General features: G+C 35.6%; 21 protein-coding genes. 15 read left to right on the forward strand and 6 right to left on the reverse strand.

Going from position 1 to position 18,954, the window contains the following annotated elements:
• Positions 1 to 53: 53 nt before the first annotated feature.
• Entirely contained in the window at positions 54 to 1,070 is a 1,017-nt protein-coding gene (locus MKX39_RS04030; RefSeq protein ID WP_340768440.1) for a LacI family DNA-binding transcriptional regulator, read from the forward strand.
• A gap of 97 nt (positions 1,071 to 1,167) precedes the next feature.
• Here MKX39_RS04030 and MKX39_RS04035 read toward each other — a convergent pair whose 3' ends face one another.
• Positions 1,168 to 2,103 (reverse strand): putative bifunctional diguanylate cyclase/phosphodiesterase, encoded by a 936-nt coding sequence (locus MKX39_RS04035; RefSeq protein ID WP_340768441.1) that lies wholly within the window; start codon positions 2,101 to 2,103, stop codon positions 1,168 to 1,170.
• 85 nt (positions 2,104 to 2,188) lie between these two features.
• On the reverse strand, positions 2,189 to 2,314 hold the full coding sequence (locus MKX39_RS04040) for a hypothetical protein (protein WP_340768442.1): 126 nt from the start codon (positions 2,312 to 2,314) through the stop codon (positions 2,189 to 2,191).
• Positions 2,315 to 2,361: 47 nt separating this feature from the next.
• On the opposite strand from MKX39_RS04040, the gene MKX39_RS04045 reads away from it, so the two are divergent.
• Both MKX39_RS04045 and MKX39_RS04050 read left to right on the forward strand, forming a co-directional pair.
• Positions 2,362 to 3,237, forward strand: coding sequence for a helix-turn-helix domain-containing protein (locus tag MKX39_RS04045; protein ID WP_340771327.1), 876 nt, complete (start codon positions 2,362 to 2,364; stop codon positions 3,235 to 3,237).
• 362 nt (positions 3,238 to 3,599) lie between these two features.
• Positions 3,600 to 4,262 carry a ribonuclease H family protein gene (locus tag MKX39_RS04050; RefSeq protein WP_340768443.1) on the forward strand — a complete coding sequence of 221 codons (663 nt, stop codon included), beginning with the start codon at positions 3,600 to 3,602 and terminating at the stop codon, positions 4,260 to 4,262.
• A 91-nt stretch (positions 4,263 to 4,353) separates the two neighbouring features.
• Here the strand turns inward: MKX39_RS04050 and MKX39_RS04055 are convergent, their stop codons facing one another.
• Positions 4,354 to 4,755 (reverse strand): hypothetical protein, encoded by a 402-nt coding sequence (locus MKX39_RS04055; protein ID WP_093537200.1) that lies wholly within the window; start codon positions 4,753 to 4,755, stop codon positions 4,354 to 4,356.
• 174 nt (positions 4,756 to 4,929) lie between these two features.
• Here MKX39_RS04055 and MKX39_RS04060 point away from each other — a divergent pair, with 174 nt between their 5' ends.
• The gene (locus MKX39_RS04060) at positions 4,930 to 5,409 is read left to right on the forward strand and encodes a metal-dependent hydrolase (RefSeq protein ID WP_340768445.1); all 480 of its coding nucleotides are present in this window, start codon (positions 4,930 to 4,932) and stop codon (positions 5,407 to 5,409) included.
• 114 nt (positions 5,410 to 5,523) lie between these two features.
• On the opposite strand, the gene MKX39_RS04065 is transcribed toward MKX39_RS04060, so the two are convergent.
• Positions 5,524 to 6,807, reverse strand: a complete 1,284-nt coding sequence (locus MKX39_RS04065; protein ID WP_340768447.1) for a S8 family serine peptidase — start codon at positions 6,805 to 6,807, stop codon at positions 5,524 to 5,526.
• Positions 6,808 to 6,933: 126 nt separating this feature from the next.
• On the opposite strand from MKX39_RS04065, the gene MKX39_RS04070 reads away from it, so the two are divergent.
• The 5 genes from MKX39_RS04070 to MKX39_RS04090 all read left to right on the forward strand — a co-directional run bounded on the left by MKX39_RS04070 (position 6,934) and on the right by MKX39_RS04090 (position 11,307).
• A complete protein-coding gene (locus MKX39_RS04070; RefSeq protein ID WP_340768449.1) occupies positions 6,934 to 8,151 on the forward strand; it encodes a helix-turn-helix domain-containing protein in 1,218 nt (405 codons plus the stop codon).
• Positions 8,152 to 8,165: 14 nt separating this feature from the next.
• Positions 8,166 to 8,303 (forward strand): hypothetical protein, encoded by a 138-nt coding sequence (locus MKX39_RS04075; protein WP_175496261.1) that lies wholly within the window; start codon positions 8,166 to 8,168, stop codon positions 8,301 to 8,303.
• 149 nt (positions 8,304 to 8,452) lie between these two features.
• A complete protein-coding gene (locus tag MKX39_RS04080) occupies positions 8,453 to 9,346 on the forward strand; it encodes an NAD-dependent epimerase/dehydratase family protein (protein WP_340768451.1) in 894 nt (297 codons plus the stop codon).
• Positions 9,347 to 9,437: 91 nt separating this feature from the next.
• Positions 9,438 to 10,139 (forward strand): gamma-glutamyl-gamma-aminobutyrate hydrolase family protein, encoded by a 702-nt coding sequence (locus MKX39_RS04085; RefSeq protein WP_340771329.1) that lies wholly within the window; start codon positions 9,438 to 9,440, stop codon positions 10,137 to 10,139.
• A gap of 157 nt (positions 10,140 to 10,296) precedes the next feature.
• A complete protein-coding gene (locus MKX39_RS04090) occupies positions 10,297 to 11,307 on the forward strand; it encodes a M23 family metallopeptidase (protein WP_445678016.1) in 1,011 nt (336 codons plus the stop codon).
• A 9-nt stretch (positions 11,308 to 11,316) separates the two neighbouring features.
• On the opposite strand, the gene MKX39_RS04095 is transcribed toward MKX39_RS04090, so the two are convergent.
• Positions 11,317 to 11,652, reverse strand: a complete 336-nt coding sequence (locus MKX39_RS04095) for a DUF5658 family protein (protein WP_093537205.1) — start codon at positions 11,650 to 11,652, stop codon at positions 11,317 to 11,319.
• A 115-nt stretch (positions 11,653 to 11,767) separates the two neighbouring features.
• Between MKX39_RS04095 and MKX39_RS04100 the strand changes: the two genes are divergently transcribed.
• On the forward strand, positions 11,768 to 12,427 hold the full coding sequence (locus MKX39_RS04100) for a Dph6-related ATP pyrophosphatase (protein ID WP_340771334.1): 660 nt from the start codon (positions 11,768 to 11,770) through the stop codon (positions 12,425 to 12,427).
• 65 nt (positions 12,428 to 12,492) lie between these two features.
• Positions 12,493 to 12,957 (forward strand): divergent PAP2 family protein, encoded by a 465-nt coding sequence (locus tag MKX39_RS04105; RefSeq protein ID WP_340768453.1) that lies wholly within the window; start codon positions 12,493 to 12,495, stop codon positions 12,955 to 12,957.
• 163 nt (positions 12,958 to 13,120) lie between these two features.
• Here MKX39_RS04105 and MKX39_RS04110 read toward each other — a convergent pair whose 3' ends face one another.
• On the reverse strand, positions 13,121 to 13,624 hold the full coding sequence (locus MKX39_RS04110; RefSeq protein WP_340768454.1) for a YusW family protein: 504 nt from the start codon (positions 13,622 to 13,624) through the stop codon (positions 13,121 to 13,123).
• Positions 13,625 to 13,787: 163 nt separating this feature from the next.
• Between MKX39_RS04110 and ytxJ the strand changes: the two genes are divergently transcribed.
• The 4 genes from ytxJ to MKX39_RS04130 all read left to right on the forward strand — a co-directional run bounded on the left by ytxJ (position 13,788) and on the right by MKX39_RS04130 (position 18,681).
• Positions 13,788 to 14,120, forward strand: coding sequence for a bacillithiol system redox-active protein YtxJ (gene ytxJ / locus MKX39_RS04115; RefSeq protein ID WP_340768455.1), 333 nt, complete (start codon positions 13,788 to 13,790; stop codon positions 14,118 to 14,120).
• Between the two features lie 17 nt (positions 14,121 to 14,137).
• Positions 14,138 to 14,953 (forward strand): STAS domain-containing protein, encoded by an 816-nt coding sequence (locus MKX39_RS04120; protein WP_340768457.1) that lies wholly within the window; start codon positions 14,138 to 14,140, stop codon positions 14,951 to 14,953.
• A 128-nt stretch (positions 14,954 to 15,081) separates the two neighbouring features.
• The gene (locus MKX39_RS04125; RefSeq protein ID WP_340768458.1) at positions 15,082 to 16,833 is read left to right on the forward strand and encodes a mechanosensitive ion channel; all 1,752 of its coding nucleotides are present in this window, start codon (positions 15,082 to 15,084) and stop codon (positions 16,831 to 16,833) included.
• 354 nt (positions 16,834 to 17,187) lie between these two features.
• The gene (locus tag MKX39_RS04130) at positions 17,188 to 18,681 is read left to right on the forward strand and encodes a class I adenylate-forming enzyme family protein (protein ID WP_340768459.1); all 1,494 of its coding nucleotides are present in this window, start codon (positions 17,188 to 17,190) and stop codon (positions 18,679 to 18,681) included.
• Positions 18,682 to 18,954: the final 273 nt, after the last annotated feature.

Here is an 18,954-nt window from a genome sequence, read left to right on the forward strand (position 1 = left end):
CACGACTTTTCTCTGAACCTTTTCATCATAACTTGGCAGGGAGTTTGAGTTTTGTGAAGAAAAACGTAACGATTAGAGATGTAGCAAGAGAATCAGGTTTGTCCATCGCAACTATATCTAGATATCTGAACGGTAAAGGATATTTAAGCGAGCAATCAGAAAAGAAAATTAAAGATGTCATGGAGCGACTGGATTATAAGCCAAATGAAGTTGCTAGAAGTCTATCTAAGGGGAAAACGAATACTATTGCCTTAATTATCCCTGATATTACTAATCCATTCTTTCCCGAGTTAGTAGTCGCTATTGAGGGTGTTGCAAGAAGAAGAGGATATAGTTTATTTTTAATTAATACAGAGGAAGAGTTGCTTCATTCCACTGGATTTTGGAGGAGCCTTGAAAGTCGATTTATAGATGGTTTGATATTGGGATCCTTTCAATTTAACGGTGAGGTATTAAAAGGAATGGAGAATATGAACCTACCTTTTGTTCGTATTGACCGCGGAGCAGAAGATGATGAAGATAACTCGTTTGGAGTAAATAATAGCGATGGGGCTAAACTTGCAGTAGCGCATTTAATAGAGGTGGGTTGCCAGAAGATTGCTCATATAAGTGGACCAAGCGCCTATCCATCATCCTTAGAGAGAGTGAAAGGCTACCGAGAAGCGATGAAAAAGTATCTGCCCCTTCAGGAAGAGTGTATTTATGAAGGTGACTTCTCTTTAGAAAGCGGCCAAAAACTCACAAAAGAATTAATGAATAACCACGGAGATTGTGATGGGATTTTTTTCGGAAACGATCTTATGGCTATCGGGGCATTAAAAACGTTAAAGTTAATGAATATCCGAGTGCCACAAGATATAGCAATCATTGGATTTGATGGCATTCAGTTAACTCAAATGGTAGATCCCGAAATAAGTACGATTGAACAACCGATCTATGAATTAGGGAAACTCGCAACTACTCACCTAATCGACATGATAGAAAAAAAGAATGAAGGCAGTGCTTATGTTAAGCTAGACGTACATTTGAGGAAAAGAGAGTCTACTTTGGGAAACATCCCCAGGGTGTAACGCTTTAAGTTTATTTTAGAGAAACTATATTATTACTTGAACTAGAAGCATAAAAAAGAGGTTTCCTACTTAATGTGGGGAACCTTTTGTAGATATTTCAATAAATAGGTTCTATCCTCTGTTTCTTCAATAACTCGGCAAACTGATTTGCGGGTACTGGTTTGGAAAACAAATAACCCTGAACTGTGTTGCAATTATAGTTTTGTAGAACCTTCAATTGCTCCATAGTTTCAACGCCTTCTGCGATTACATCCATGTTTAAGTGATTTGATAATTGCAGAATCATATGTACGATAAAATTTGCATCTTCTTGCTTAGTGTTACTCAAATCTTTAATAAAAGAACGATCAATTTTTAATATGTCAATTTTTCCATTAAAATTATGCAAATGGGATAACGAAGAGTAGCCAGTTCCAAAGTCATCTAAAGCAATTTTAATCCCTAACTTTTTTAACGCATCTAATTGGGAGAATACAATTTCCTCGTTTCTCATAATAGAAGTTTCGGTAATCTCTATCTCTAAATAACGAGCTTCAAGCTTAGTTTGCTCCAGTGTTTCCCTAGTACTGTTAACTAAATCTGTCTCCATGAAGCGTGAGGCAGATAAGTTGATAGACACTGGAATAGCAGGAAGTTTCGCATCTTGCCATGCTTTATTTTGAGCACATGCAGTTTTCTTAACCCATTTGCCAATATCATTAATAAAACCTATTTTTTCAGCCAACGGAATAAAATCATTGGGCGATCTTAACCCTAATTTAGGATGATTCCATCTAATAAGTGCCTCGGCTCCAATAATAACATTTTCTTTCGTATTCACTTTAGGTTGGTAATACAATTCAAACTCGTTTCTATGTATTGCATATATAAGGTCCAATTCCAGGCCACTCAGCGATGATGCAAATACTTGATTGCTGTTTGTTCTTTCAACGTTATTTAACTGAGACTTGCTATTTTTTTGATGATTATTTTTATTAACTGCGCTATGCTTAATAGACGAGGGATTCTGTTCAAGATTCGCTTTAGGCTGCATTGGGTTTTCTCCTTATATATGATTTGGTTTTGAAAGAGAAGTCCAATAAGACTTTATCATAACAATCTTATTGGACGTGTCATCATTAGTTTGTGAAAGGTAAGTCATAAGTAGTAATTGGTTGTTTAAATGATTTTGCCTCTTCATTGTTACCATTTGGATAAAGTGCAACTGCTAATACGATTAATAAGATAATAGATAATTTTTTCATGTTTTTTTCCGTCCTTTTTTATATGATATGGGGTGATTCTGTTGGAAATGAAATATTTAGGCTTAGAGATTAGTAAACTGAGAGCTGAGGCGGGTATTTCCCAAAAAGAGCTCTCAAAGGATATTTGTACACAGTCAACAATTAGTAGAATTGAAGCTGGTGAAGTATACCCAGCAATAGATACATTATTGAAAATAGCTTTAAAACTACAAGTCCCAGTAGAATACTTTATTGAAATGCTATTTCATAAAAACGTTTTTAAAAGTGAAGAACTAATAAATGCTATTGAGTTTCACTTAAAAGAGCATAATTATCAAAAAATAATATCGATTATTAATTCAAATCAAATTGATAAAGATAATATTTGGTTAGATTTATACTGTGATTATATTTTAAATACTGCTAGATATTATTTAAAAAATATTTCACCAGAAGAATGTATAGTTAACTTAAAAAGTATTTTAAACTATTCAAATCCAACCACTATCCAGTTCAGATTTTTGCAAATAAAAATTAATAATACTATTGCTAACGTCTACGGTGAAAATGGTGAGAGTCAGAAGTGTTTATTTTATTACAATAAAATATTAAAAGAGCACATCCACAAAAACTACAGTGATTATAAAATATATAAAACTCTAATAACTGTTTTATTTAATAAATGTAAAATCCTTTATGATCTCAAAGAATACGATGAAGCTCTAAATACAGCAAATCAAGGAATCCAAAGGTCAAAGGAAAGTTCCTTTATGTTCCTAACTGGAAAATTCCTATACTACAAAGGCCAATGTTTAGAAAAGAAAGCGGCTCCTATAGATGAAATCAAAGAAGTGTATCAACAAGCACTGTTCTTCTTCGAGTTTCAAAATTTGCCTTTTTACATTCAAGCAATTAATCAAAATAAAAAGCAATTTTTACGGTAGACTGGGAGTCTTGGATTGATTCTCATAAAGTTTCTATTGGTAGAGTGATTTCCCCCATTTCCAAAAGAATATTACACACATTCGTTACTAAAAGATCATTTTACAAATGAGTACTAATTGCTTAACTATTCGTGTTTAAAATCCTTTTTACATTTCAAATATACTAGATAAATTGAAAAAAATCTGTAGGATATGCATAAATGGATATTTTCTTAAGTAATCTATAATTAGTTTCAACAACTTTTATTTAAAATTTTTCCTTAACAAGAATATCGGTCATTTTCTTAAGCTTTCACTTTGTAGAAGAAGCATCATAAATGGATATAAAATGGTGATACTAATGCTATTAGGAGGAATGCTCAATGAAAGTGAGAATAGAGTGGATTTACAAAACGAAGCGAGGAGCGGAGATGGATTTCTTTTCAGAGGAAGTGCCCGCAGCGCAAGCATTGTTATTTGCCGAAGATATGGAGCGTACCGGTCGACTAAAGCAAGTTACTTTTGTGGATAGGTTTGATAGTTCGTGGACAGTAAAGGAATTGAAGGGGTATTTGAAAGGTATTGAGACGGAGCCACATAATGTCACGGTTTATTTTGATGGGGGATATGATCGGGATACGAAAAGTTCGGGGCTAGGTTGTGTTATTTATTATGAACAAAATGGCAAGTCTTATAGACTTAGAAGAAATGCTGCTACGACGGGTTTGGAATCGAATAATGAGGCGGAGTACGCTGCTATGCATTTAGGTTTACAGGAATTGGATTTGCTAGGAGTTCATCATTTGCCTGTTCGATTTATAGGTGATTCACAGGTTGTGATTAATCATTTAAATGGTGAATGGCCAGTAATTGAGCAGGATTTAACTGGGTGGGCAGACCGAATTGAAGGAAAACTATCGAAGCTTGGCATACAAGCAGAATATGAGTTGGTGCCAAGGAAAATGAATGGAGAAGCAGACCGTCTTGCTACTCAAGGTTTAAATGGTATTGAGATTCAGGCTGTTATTGAGTTAGTAAAGGATTGAATGTTAAAATGATGTTGATCATTAACTATATACAATATAAATAAACACCAGTGCCTAAGAGAGACACTGGTGTTTATTTATATTTCTAATTTTATAAGTGTGCTGCATTTTCCTGTTTTGCTGGTGAATCATTATTATCTTCTGGTAATGACTCTTCTTTTTTAGCTAATTTTTTATGTTGTGACTTAGGAAATGCTTGTTTTGCCTCAGCTTTTGAGTTAGCATCCTGTACGTTTTCGTTATAATATTGGACGCTTGTCATTGCTCCCTCTTCCACCATACGATTATCATCTGGGTCGTTTGGATCAGAGTAACCTGTCTTAGTCGCCTGACTAGGTTTTGTGTTCTTAGAAGACATCATCGAATCGATCTTCGTTTTCGAATTTTTTACTGCTGTTTTTAATTGAGCTTTATTGTTTTTGTTTGTGAAATATACTGCTGCTAGCGCAGTAGCTGCTCCTATTATCAGAGATCTTTTATTTCCGTTTGCCATAAATCATCACTCCCTTTCTTTATATATACCCAAATTTTTTCATGCTCAATCCTTTTACTATTTATTTCATTTTCGTTTGTTTTTATATTCAATGGCAGTACAAATGCCCGATAACGTTTATCCTCATAATAGTGTAAAATAATTGTCTACATACATAAAAAGGAGAATAAAAGCATGACAGGAAACACACACATCATCGGCGGTCTTGCAGCAAGTCTTGCTTTTGCCCAAGTTTCAAATTATGATCCGGTATTATTAGTTGGAGCAGGCGTTGTTGGGGCAATCTTCCCGGACATATGTCACGGAGGTAGTAAAATCGGTCGCAAATTTAAAGTATTATCAAAGGTGATTAACACGCTTTTCGGGCATCGTTCATTCACACACAGTTTACTATTTTTAGTATTAATGGCATTTCTTTTGAATGGTTTTATTAACAATGATTCCATCATACTTGGTTTTCTTGTTGGGATGGCAAGTCATTACATACTTGATATGGCAACAAAAAATGGTATTAAATTATTGTACCCACTTAAGATAACGGTTCGATTTCCTGTAACTACGAGAACTGGTGGTACAGTTGAATATGTCGTATTTGCAGCTTTATCAGTACTAACTGTCTATTTTGGCTACGGTGTATTTGGTAAATATATATAAATCATTCAACATAGGATGTAATTCTGTAGAATATTTTGTCATAACTATATAAATAAAAGAGGCTTATTCCACTTGTCCCGTGGGCGAAACAGTGGAATAAGCCTCTTTTGTTAGTTATTGCACTCTTGCGAAACCGAAACCAGAAGCATAGTCGTCGCCAGTTGCTGCGCCGCTACCTCCTTTAATATCTACTGCTCTCGCACGGGTTTGTAAATTTGTGCGGAGTTGTGTATGGGACCAAGAGGGGTTTTGGGACCATACCTTTGCTGCCAGTCCAGCTACATGGGGAGTGGCCATTGATGTTCCGCTTATTGTATTATATCCACCATTATTCCAAGTAGAATATATAGATGCTCCAGGAGCTGAAATTTCTATATCTCCTTGTTGAATTACATAGTCTCCGTCAGTGGAGCTATATCCGCGTGAGGAGAAATCAGCAACCCGGTATGTACCGTTTTGTTGACGATTTTCTAGAGCTGCTACAGCCACAGCATTTACTAAGGCTCCTGGATAACCTATTGATCCTTGGGAAGGACCTGAATTTCCTGCAGCTGCAATTATTAATACTCCTTTGTTATAAGCGTAATTTACGGCACTTGTTATTAAACTATTACTAGCAGAAGAGCCAAGAGACATATTAATAACTGTTTTTGTTCCCGTAGAAACGGCTTGATCGGCTGCATGTCTAATTGCTGCAGCGATATCATCTGAATATCCCGATCCATCATCTCCTAGAACTTTATAAGCCCATAAGTCAGCACTTGGTGCTACTCCGTAAATTCCTGCTCCATCACTCCCACCATCTGCAAGGGCAGTGCCAGCAACATGCGTACCATGTCCATTTGCATCATTGCAGCTATTATTGACAATTGGAGTAGCGGTAGTAAAGTTTTTACATTGTTCCACTGTATTAGTTAAGTCATAATGATTAATATTTACTCCAGTATCTAAAACCGCAATATTAATACCTGCTCCACCAGAAGTAGCCGTTAAACTTGAATTATTATAAATAGCTTTTATTCCCCAAGGGGTTTGCTCGGTTGGATATTCACCTGCCATTGTTTCGAATTCAGAAGAACGTACATCTGCATCAAGTGTTACTTTGTCAATTTTTGTTACGGTTATATTTTTGTTTTTTTGAAGTGCTTCATATTGATTTTGGTTCATATTAGTGGAGAAACCATTCTCAGTTAACTCCCAACGAACTTGGTATTGATTTTTTATATTATTTTTTGTAGATTTATTATTACTTTCAACATAAACTCGAAATGTCTCTGATCCTTTAGCAGAATCGATTAATTCGGAAGAAGTTGCGTTTACTAATGAAGTACCTTGCAGTGGTATTGTTAATGACCCGATTAATGCTGCGCTTAGTAATAATAATTTTGCTTTGTTCATTTCTCCAAAACTCCTTTTCGATTTTTTTGTAGTGCAATTTAAAACTAGCATACAAAAGTAATTTTGTTTATTGGGAAAATTTAAACTACTATAGTATTATAAGAAAACTAGAAAGAATGTGATTATATGAAAATAGGACCATTGATCAAATATCATCGCACGAAGAAAAAAATGACCCAAGCTAAACTCTGCGAGGGGATTTGTTCAATCACGCATCTAAGTAAAATTGAGAATAATTTTAGAGAAGGAAATGCTGAAACAATTCAATTATTACTAGAACGCTTAAAAATTGATATAAAAGAAGTGGAAAAAGGGGAACGCAATATTCAATACCTACTCGATGAATTTGTTTCTTACCTTCAATATTATGACTTAGAAAAGTTACCTCTAGCTTATAAACAATTAGAAAATTTTAAGGACTTTATTATTTTTACAGACTTTATGTACTTGTATGAACTATATAAGTTTAGGTACTTTCTATCTATGAATGAGCTAAAGGAAGCAGAGAAACAATATAAATGGTTACATGTTCAGAAACAGAATTTTTCCCAACATGAGAGGTATTTACTTTCCTATTTCCATTCGATATCTTTAGTAACAAGAGGTAAATATACGGAAGCTGATAAGAATCTAATGAAAATTATTCGACAAAATATTAATCTAGGTGTTTTTAAAGGAGAGGTTCTTTACCATATTGCGGTAGTTAAAGGCCACTTGGAGGAATCAAATCAAGCAATAATTTACGGAGAAAAAGCTTTGGAATATTTTAAAGAACAAATTAACTTTAAAAGAATTCTTTACACGTTGTTATCGCTTTCGATGAATTATTCACGTGTAAAGGTCTATGACAAAGCACTAGAAACATATGGACACTTACTAAGAAACGCTGAAATATTTAATTATGATTCTTTACTTCCTCAGGTTTATCATAATATTGGAGATTTACATTACATAATGGGGAATTATTCTATAGCAAATGCCTATTTTAAGAAGAGCCAAACAAGAATGCTAAGAGATACGGAAGATTTTCTATTATGTCTTTTCAATCTTGGACAAACAGAATACCAACTACAAAATTGGGATGCGAGCAAAGGTAATTTTGCATTATTAAAAGAAGAAGCTAGTAAACTTAAGGTTCACCATTATGGAATGTACGCAACCTTTTATTTAATACTCTTAGATAACAAAAAGTCCAAAGCCATGGATTATTTAGAGAAGAAGTTATTGCCGTATATTTCTACTGATGGGCGTTGTGCTGATGCGTATAAACTTTTTTCAAACCTCCTTTCTGATTTTTACAAGGAAGAGGGTAAATTTGATAAAGCAGTTTATTTTAAACTTTAAGGAGGTGAATCTTTATGAAGAAAGCTTTCGTAGTTTTAGCTATCATAGTAGTTTCTATTTCAATTAACTTGAATGTAGACAAAGTAGAATCTGTCGCAAATAGTACAATGTCAGATAGTCTATATCTTCCTATTCATCCTCCTATTATTTAAATAAGGTATCGCTTTTTACCAGTCTTTGAGTCAATTAACTCTGAGACTGGTATTTTTTTATGATAATTGAAATCTAAATATTCTCATATTGACTAATGGGTAGTGGAAATGGGATAGTAGAGAGAATATTATTATAGGGGGATTTATATATGACCAAAGCTTTAGTATTAGGTGGAACAAGGTTTTTTGGTGTGCAGTTAGTCGAATCTTTGTTGCAACAGGGAGTTGAAGTGACCATTGCCTCGCGTGGTAATGTGGAAGATCCGTTTGGAGATAAAGTAAGTCGTATTAAAGTTGATCGTCTCGATGTGGGTGATATGCAGAAGAATTTTGTACATACGGATTGGGATATCGTATTCGATCAAATATGTTATTCATCTCAAGAAGCGATTGATACAATCGATGTGTTTGCCGGTAAAACGAAAAAGTATGTATTCACTTCTTCTAAATCCGTTTATGAACTAGGTGGTGGAGAACAAGGATTTATAGAAGAGGATTTCAATCCATTTGAATACAACTTAAATATTGGGCCAAAAGAAGATTTTTCGTATGGTGAAGGAAAAAGACAGGCAGAAGCAGCATTTTTCAGTCGTGCACCTTTCCCGGTTGTCGCTGTAAGATTTCCTATTGTAATTGGTATAAACGACTATACGGATAGACTCAATTATTATATTAAAAAAGTTCGAGATCAAGCGGATATTCATTTGGTCAACTTAGAAGCTGCCATGGATTTTATATCAGAGGAAGAGGCTGGCGATTTCTTAGCTTGGGTTGGGCAATCCGATTTTGAAGGTCCGATTAATGCGACATCTAACGGAAATGTGAAAATAGGAAAATTGCTTGCCTATATAGAGGAAAAGGTTGGCAAAACAGCGATAGTAGTAGCAGATAAGAAAAAAGAGAGTGATTCACCCTACAATATTTCTAAAACTTGGTTGATCAGCAATGAAAAAGCTGAGCGGCAAGGATATGAGTTTAGGGAGCTTAAAGAATACCTCCCTAGCCTAATAGAGGAGGCATTAATAAAAATAAATGCTAAATAGGTTCCTAGACTCTATTTAGCAAAAGTGAGTGAAAGATACTCGTATCACAAGCATACAATCATTATATATTCCACCAGGAGGAGTGTTTGGTATAAAAGCTGTAATTGGTGTGTCGTCAAATATAAAAGAGGATTTGCTATCAGTTCCAATGAGTAATGTGCGTGCAATAACACAATTTGGAGGAGTTCCAATTGTGTTACCAAATTTAGTAGGAGATGAAATTACAGAAATCGCAAATACAATTAATGGTCTTTTACTAACTGGTGGTGGAGATATTGACCCGACATTATTTGGAGAAGAGCCACTTCCGGGTCTAGGTAATATTGTTCCAGAGCGAGATCTATTTGAAATGGCACTTGTTCAAAAAATGCTAGAGTTAAATAAACCTGTTTTAGGAATTTGTCGTGGAGCCCAAATTATGAGTATTGCGATGGGCGGGGATATGTATCAGGATATTTATTCTCAAAAGGATGGACCATTACTACAGCATGATCAGCAGGCTCCAAATTGGCATGGCTCTCATTTTGTTGAAGTGACGGAGGAATCTTTGTTACGCAAAATAGTTGGAATGGAAAAATTTAAGGTGAACAGTTATCATCATCAGGCACTTAGAAATATGCCAACAGGTTTTATCGTCAGTGGTGTTGCTAGTGATGGCGTAATTGAAGCTTTTGAAAGTACGAAGCACCCATTTGTTATGGGAATACAGTGGCATCCGGAGAGCTTGTTAACAAAAGGGGATGCTAGTTCGTGTACAATATTTCAAGCCTTTATGAATGCATGTATGAAATGAATGTAGAATGTTTTGTCTAGCTGTTGGACCTAAGCTTTAATAAAAACGACTGTTTATACAGTCGTTTTTATTATTCTCCTTTTTACTTAAAAAATGTAATTCATGAAATGTTTTTTCTAGGGAAAGCTATTTGAATCATGAATGAGGAGGTATTGCTTTGAAAATAGGGCTGAGGCTAGGTTTTTTTGTTTGTGTGCTTTCCTTTTTAATATCGATTAATGTTTCGGCCGCGGAGAAAGAGCCGACGCGTGAAGAAATTTTGGAAATGCGCATGGACTACTATATAAAGTATTCAAGTGAGATGCTCCCGTGGTATTACTTGGCTGCAATTGACCAATACGAACGCAATTTACAAGAAGTTCGCAGTGATCTCCCAAAACGAGAGGGAGTTGTTGCGTTTCAATTTTCCGATGACTTTTGGGTTGGATTATTGAATCCTATAAGAGATGATCGGAATAGTACATCCATCACTTTTTTTGATGGTAGTGGACTTGATGGGAATAATGATGGCTTTGCTGATCTTAAACACGATGATGATGTGATGTTTACATTAACTAATTATTTAAGCGAGCGTGTCGTAACAGAAGAAGATTTTGAAAAAACTCTGAAGGACTATTACACTCGAGATGAAGCAGTTAAACAAATTATGACAAATGCTGAAATTTATAAGCATTATAATACGGTAGACCTAGATGGACGTGCATTTCCACTGGCACTTCAGCATAATTACAGTTACCGCAGTACTTGGGGTGACAGAAGAGGCTGGGGCGGACGACGGATGCACGAAGGAACCGATTTGTTCGCTTCCTATGGTGTACCTGTGAAGTCCACAACTTATGGAATTGTAGAAACAAAAGGTTGGAATGATTATGGTGGCTGGCGTGTTGGAATTCGTGATGTAAATAATACTTATCATTACTATGCTCACTTATCAGGCTATGCAAAGGAATTAAAAGAAGGAGATATTTTGGAGCCAGGAACCGTTATCGGCTATGTCGGAAGCTCGGGTTATGGTCGGGAGGGGACCTCTGGCAAATTCCCACCACATTTACATTATGGAATGTATAAATTTAACGGACGTACAGAATGGGCTTATGATCCTTTCCCATTGTTAAAACGTTGGGAGCAGCAGGAAAAGAGTGCGAAAAAGAATCCAGCAGCAAATTAGTTGCTGGATTTACATTTCTATAAAAGCAAGCGTTAACCAAAAAAAATGAAGGAATAACACACTTACATAGAGAAAAATAGCAACATTCAATAAAACTACTATAAATGGTCTCGATTTTAATTTGGAAACAATACCTATTAGTAAAATAGGAAGAGCAATTTTTATCAGATAAAAGCCTATTAAGTTACCTTCATATAGGTTCCGCATAATAGGATTTGCTTCTGTAATATGATGACTTTGAATACCAAAATCGGTAAAGAAAGCATCGAGAGTAGCAAGTATTAATAGGATTATTCCTAATTTGACTAATTTATTTTGTATGAATGAGAGGGGATTTGTAAGCAATAGAAAATGTACTCCTTTTACTTTTTTCTATTAGTATGTGATTGAAGCAGCGGATTATACTCTTCATTTGCAAAATAGCTTACAATGAGAGGAGGTAGGAAAGGATGTGCTAAAAATGAAGGATGTTCCATTTGTTTGTTCTTGGTCGGGAGGGAAGGATTCTGCGATGGCCTATTATCGGGCAATGAAAATGGGGATGAAACCGAAGAGGTTACTGACCATGTTCGAAGAAGAAGGAGAAATTTCTAAATCTCATGCACTACCATTTGAAGTAGTGACAGCTCAGGCAGAACGGTTAGGAATACCATTATCTATAAAAGAAGCAAGCTGGAGTTCCTATGAGGGACTATTTACCGAAGCAATGGACGAATGTCACGCTGAAGGAATTACTCATGGCGTGTTTGGAGATATTGATCTTGATGGGCACTTAGAATGGGTTCAAAATACATGTGCAAAATCGGATATAGTTGCGGTTCATCCCTTATGGAAAGAACCACGCCATAAAATTATTGTAGATTTGATAGATGCAGGATTTGAAGCCTGGATTGTAGTAGTGAACACTACAATGATGCCAGCTGAGTTTGTTGGTAGGAAGTTTTCAAAAGAGTTGATAGTACAATTGGAAGCTCTAGGAATTGATGCTTGTGGAGAAAATGGAGAATTTCACACGGTTGTAGTGGATGGTCCCATATTTTCTAGTAGAGTGCCTATAAAAATTGGACAGACTATAGTAAAGGGTGACTATATTTTCTCTCCGGTAATGATTAATGATTAATACAAACGGAAAAGGGTATCGTAAAGAAGAAAATACATATTATTTTGAAATGGTGGAGGAGAAAAATGACCAAAATGAATAGAGGAATTATAACTGCTTTATCGGCAATAGGGCTAGCACAGGGTTTGAAGGTATTAACACATAAGAAATTGACGGGCAATTGGGATTTGAAACAGGCGTTTACTACAGGGGGAATGCCAAGTTCTCACTCTGCAGGTGTCGCAGCATTAGCATCCTATGTTGCTGCCAATAAGGGAACTCGACATACAGAAACTGCTCTTGCTGTTGTTTTCGGGGCAATTGTTATGTATGATGCGCAGGGAATTCGAAGACATACAGGGGAAATTGCACAATTAGTAAACGATTTGGAAGATAATATTGCAGCAATTTCAGGGAATTTTCCAAGTTTTGAATATGTTCAACGAGAAGGCGAATTAAAAGAACTTCTTGGACATCAACCAGTAGAAGTAATGGCAGGTGCAATATTAGGAACTGCATTTGGGGTATTATGCGCTAAATTAGAAGATTAATTAATCCATTTAGATAGGAAAGGCCGAGTTAGATAGTAATTCTAACTTGGCCTTTCCTTTATTTATAGTCCATCTTCATACTCAATCTCTAAATCTGTTAAACAATTTCTAATAAATTGACAAAATAAAACCAAGTTGAAAAGATCCAACTTGGCTAATAAGGTTATTTTTTAGAATCTGTATAGGTTTTAACTTCCTTTTCACCATTATAAGCAATCTCTAAGTTAAAATTTTTATATTCTTCAATACCAAAGGCAAGTGTGACTCTTTGAATGACATCTTCATCTGCCATATCTTTGTTTAGTTGTAGCTCGCCTAAAACAGAATGAAGAAGTTCCTTGGCTTCTTCTCCTTTGATATCAGCAGCATCGAGTTCATTGGAGTAAAGAGAGTCTTTCGGTTCTTTACTGTATTGAGCAACTACCGCCTCTTTTGTATCAGCAGTATCTATTTTTAGATTAAACGTTTCGAATGCTACTTCTTTTGGCTCCTCTTCAGGAGTTTCTACAACACTATCCTCTTCTGTTGTTACTTCTTCTTGTTTTTGAACTTCTGATTCATTTAGTTCGTTTTCTTCTACCTCATCATTGTTGTCTCCACAAGCTCCTAGCAGTAATGCCGAAGTTAGAAATGTAGATGTAAGTACTTTAAATTTGGTGGTTTTCATCTAGTTGGCTCCTTTCCAGGTGTTTAAACCTACTCTTTTATTATATAACCCAAATTGTTAGCCCTAAACATTTCCATATAATTTAAAATAAATGTAGAAAATGATTATGACTATAACAATGGGGGTAAAGAACTGTAATATTAAAGTGTAGGAAGGTGATGGAATGGGAAATTATAAAGAAATTACAACAGTTAATCAGTGGAAGAATATCTTTGATGAGTCAAAGGATAAAGCAATCCTAGTGTTTAAACATAGTACAACATGTCCTGTGAGTGCACATGCATACGGGGAATTTACAGCTTTTAATAATTCAATAGAAAGTTATTTAGTGAAAGTTATAGAAAATCGAGCAGTATCTAATGAGATCTCAAAGGACCTTGGCATTCAACATGAATCTCCTCAGGCGTTTGTCATAGCAAATAGCGATGTTGTATGGAATGCCTCTCACTGGAAAATTACGAAAAAGGAGTTAGATAAAGCAACTGCATCATTATAAAAGATTGGAGCAATGAAATGGAATCAATACTAAAAGTAAAAAATTATTTAGTGGATAATGCCGAGAAGATTATACGAGACATGACGGATACAGCAAACGACAATCATAACCCGAAATTATCAACGGAAGAGCTGGAACAATTCATTCAAAAAAATACGCAGTTTTTAGTATTGTTGGCAGATTCCTTACAAGGTTCAAGAGAGTCGGCAGAGGAAGAACTGAAACAATGGAGTAAACAGACGGGGGAAGAAGAAGCTAAATTGTTCCGTCGATTTTCTAACATTATGAAACCGTACGCAAATCGCCGATTAATATTTTTACAAAAAATTTCTCAAATATCCATGGAGCATGGACTGTCTACAGAAGATGTTATTAAAGTAAATAATCGCTTTTGTTATTTAATGGATGTCAGTATGGCAGAAACGATTAGTGCGTATGAAATGTATCGGGACAAGTCAATAAAAGATCATCAACGTGAAATCAATGCACTATCTGCACCAATTGTTCCTATTCAGGACGGTGTGGCAGTATTACCATTAATAGGAGCGATTGATTATACACGGGTGCAGCATTTATTAAATTATGTTGTTCCGACCATTCCAGATTTGAAAATTGACTATCTCATTATTGACTTTAGTGGAACTATGGCAATAGATATGGAAATAGCACAGCATATATTCACTATTCACAATGTGCTCGGATTATTAGGTATCCATGTGTTATTCTCCGGTATTCGTCCTAACTTATCGATGACTGTTGTGAAAGCAGGGATTGATTTTACCTCTTTTAATACATATGGTAGTGTAAAAATGGCCATTAATAGTTTGAAGTAATAATCTGCAATAAATTCAATCCTATCTTCGAGGATTGGATTTTTTTGTATTTCTGTTTAATTTTTCTTTGTGGTGGGTAACTAATCTATGTCAAGGATATAAAAAGTTGAATTGAAGGAGGAGAGAGTATGCTAGATCGTTATTACTGGAATGATACCTTATCTTATATACCGGAGTTAGTTGTTGCAATTCTTGTGCTTCTTATTGGATTTATCGTTGCAAAAGTATTGGAAAATGCAACTCACAAATTATTACGTAAATTTAGGGTAAATGAACGGTTAGGAAACACGAAGTCTAAATGGACCGTAGAAAAAGTTATTAGTAAGGTTGTTTTCTTCATCGTATTGATTTTAGCACTTGTTTTATTCTTTAATATATTGAATTTAAATACGATGGCAGCACCATTTGTTTCGATGTATTCTGGTTTGACGGGGGCTTTCTTGAACATTTTGAAAGCTGCTTTGATATTATTATTTGCTTGGGTTTTAGCTACTGTTGTGAAAAAAGGGATTCAAATGCTTGGATCAAAGTTCAATTTGAACAAGTATTCGGAGAAAGCAGGGTTTGACGCAAAACCTGAAAATCAAATGAAGTGGACAGATACTGCAGCTAAAGTTGCGTATTACTTAATCTTCCTATTATTCATTCCAGCAGTGTTAAGTGCACTAGGAATTGATGGGTTAAGTGGACCGTTTGAAGGAATGCTCGCGAGTTTCTTTACCTTTATACCGAAGTTAATATCAGCGGTACTTGTATTTGCAATTGGTTGGTTTGTTGCGAAACTAGTTCGTAACTTACTAGAAAAGTTATTGCATTCAGCAGGATTGGACCGCTTAGCTGATAAATGGAAATTGTCCTCGTTTGTTGAGGGAACAAGTTTATCTAAAATTGTAGGCATCCTTGCATTTGTTTTAATAATGATTCCAGTTTCCATTACAGCACTGGAGATTTTAGATTTAGAAGGTATTTCAGGACCAGCCATTGCAATGTTAAATGATGTCATGACAATGCTGCCGAAAATTTTTGTAGCAATTGTACTTGTATTAGTTGGTATTGTTGCAGCTAAATGGGTCAAGGATGTGGTTGTATCTCTCCTTGAAAAATTAGGTGTGAATTCTATTTTTGGAAAAATGGGCTTCCAATCTGCTAATGGAGCAGCACCATCGTTTGCTATTTTAATAGGGACGATTGTACAAGTCATTATTATCCTACTATTTGTAGTGGAAGCACTTCAATTATTAGAGCTAGACTTTATGGTAACACTGGCAACAGGTATCTTTGCTTACTTGCCATCTGTAATTGCAGCTATTATTATTCTAGCGGTAGGCTTCTGGTTAGCTAGTTTAGTAGAAAAAATAGTTGGAAACGTGATGACGCATTCATCAGGAACACCACATTTCCTTCGTTATGTAGCAAAATATGCTATATTAGCATTTGCATTTTTCATGGCATTAGACCAATTAGGCATTGCCGCATCTATTATTAACGCAGCATTCATCCTTATTCTTGGAGGAGTGGCATTAGCATTCGGACTTGCATTTGGACTAGGTGGTCGTGAGCATGCTGCAAAATATTTAGCGAAAATGGAAAAAAGCTTAAATGATGCAGAAGTTTCTACTGAAAGATATCAACAAGAAAAAGAAACAATGAAAGAATCATTTAAAGAAAACTTTCAAGATCCTAAAAAAGCGGAACAAAGCTTAAAGGGCACAAGTCCCCATATGGACGAAGTGAACCCTATTCAAGAAGCGGATGTAAATGTTGTAAACCCGGCTCATGAGGAAGATTCCCCAAGCACGGGTTATAATATCCCATCAACGGATGATCTTCACCCGTTTGAAGACTTACCACCAATTGATGAAAGAAAAGATGAACAATAAAAATATGAATTGGCTCCAGCGAGTATAAAACTCGCTGGAGCTTTTTTTGGAAAGGAATATTTTTTGCATTTAGAAGGGAAAATTATTAATGACCACCATGATCATCGCTCGATTATTGCCGCGGATCAATCGATTCTTGCTATTGATCGATCGATTATTAGTGGCTATCGCTCGATTTTATAGGATCATCAATCGATTATCTTCAACCATCGATTGATTCACACTTTTATATGGTTGGAATTTCCCGTTAAAATAGTTATCGTTTTACTACTAATTATGTATAATAACATTAAAGTTATAATATTATATAAATTCAGAATAATTGAATGTGAGACAGGATAAAGGGGGAATAGAATGTTAGTATCAGAGAGATTGGCATACTTAGCAAAGAAAACACCTAAGAAAATTATCACTTCTTTTCAAGGCAGGGAGACAAGCTACAAGGAACTGTTCGAGCAGGCAAAACGTCTTGCAGGATATTTTCAATCGAAAGGGTATGAGCAGGAAGATATCATAGCCGTATACTTGATAAATTCCGATTATTTTCTGACTTGTTATTATGCATGTCAGTTAGGCGGATTTACAATTCTTCCGATTAATACGAAGTTAACTGCTCCAGAAGTCAATTATATATTTAAGCATTCAGAGGCAAAGGCCTTAATATATGATACTCGATTACACTCAATACTAAATGACCTTCCAGAAACAATGAATAGTTTCGAGGATATTTTATATTTAGGAGAAGAAAATACGCTTCTGGAAGTGTTCAATAATGATAGTTTGTTATTTAATGAAGGAAAAGTAGATGAAAATACAACGACTGTTATCTTTTACACATCTGGTACGACAGGTAAGCCAAAAGGGGTTATGCTTTCGGCGGCGAATGTTCGAGCAACGGCGAAGCTTTATGTGGAAGCACTTGAACTAAACTCAGCAGATCGTATGCAAATAGTAGCTCCTCTTTTTCATTGTGCAGCAAGTCATGTATTTAGTATCCCGGTTATTTATGCTGGTGGAACTGTTGTTATTGAAGAAGGCTTTTCTCCAGAACAAACAATGGATACATTAGAACAAGAGAAAATCACTGTCTTTTTTGGTGTTCCAGCGATGTATAGTATCTTATTGAATAGCCCTAAAATGGAAATACTCAAGTTAACTAATCTAAGATTGTTTACGTATGGTGCAGCGCCTATGCCATTTGAGTTAATCCGTAAAATAAAAGCAATGTATCCAGAAGTGAAAGTTCAAAATATATATGGGCAAACGGAAAACTCGCCGGCGGCAACGACGTTGAAGGATCGTTATGCCCTGGAAAAAGTAGGATCTGTCGGAGAGCCGGTACCCGGAACACAAGTGCGAGTAGTTGGCGAGCAAGGTAACCCTTTGCCTATTGGTCAAGTAGGTGAAATTGTTGTGAAGGGCCCTCAGTTAATGAAGGGATATTTGAAAAATGACGAAGCAACACGACAGGCCATTAGAGATGGGTGGCTGTACACTGGGGATTTAGGACGAATGGATGAGGACGGTCTATTATATATTGTCGACCGAAAAAAAGATATGATCATTCGTGGTGGAGAAAATGTATTCCCAGTAGAAGTAGAAGAGGTGCTTTATGAAATACCGGAAGTACTAGAAGCCGCAGTAATTGGTGTCCCTCATGAGGTATATGGGGAAGTTCCAAAGGCGTATGTAGTTTTGAAGGAAGGGAAACTGCTTAAAGAAGAAGATATATTGGGTAAATGCTCCAAAAGTTTAGCGAAATATAAGCTCCCCGTAGAAGTCGAATTTATCGACAGTTTACCACGCAATGCAAGTGGAAAAGTCCTAAAGACTACATTACGAGACTGATAATAATGACATTCTACTTCTGATAAGGAATAGGATGTCTTTTTTGTATTTCTCCAAATAATTAGCTAACCTGCAAAATTCATGTACAAGCGTAACTGATATAAAATAAAAAACAGGCAAAAAGATGCCTGGTCTTCTAAAAAAATGTAGATATGCTATTGATTTATGCTTCGAGCGTCCACATGTAACGGAAATCAGTAGTATGATTCATTCCATAACTACGTATTCATAATGTATTTTTATATACTTATCTATTAAAAAAGCTTTCGGAGA

Source organism: Psychrobacillus sp. FSL K6-1464, from assembly GCF_038003145.1.
Lineage (GTDB): Bacteria > Bacillota > Bacilli > Bacillales_A > Planococcaceae > Psychrobacillus > Psychrobacillus psychrotolerans.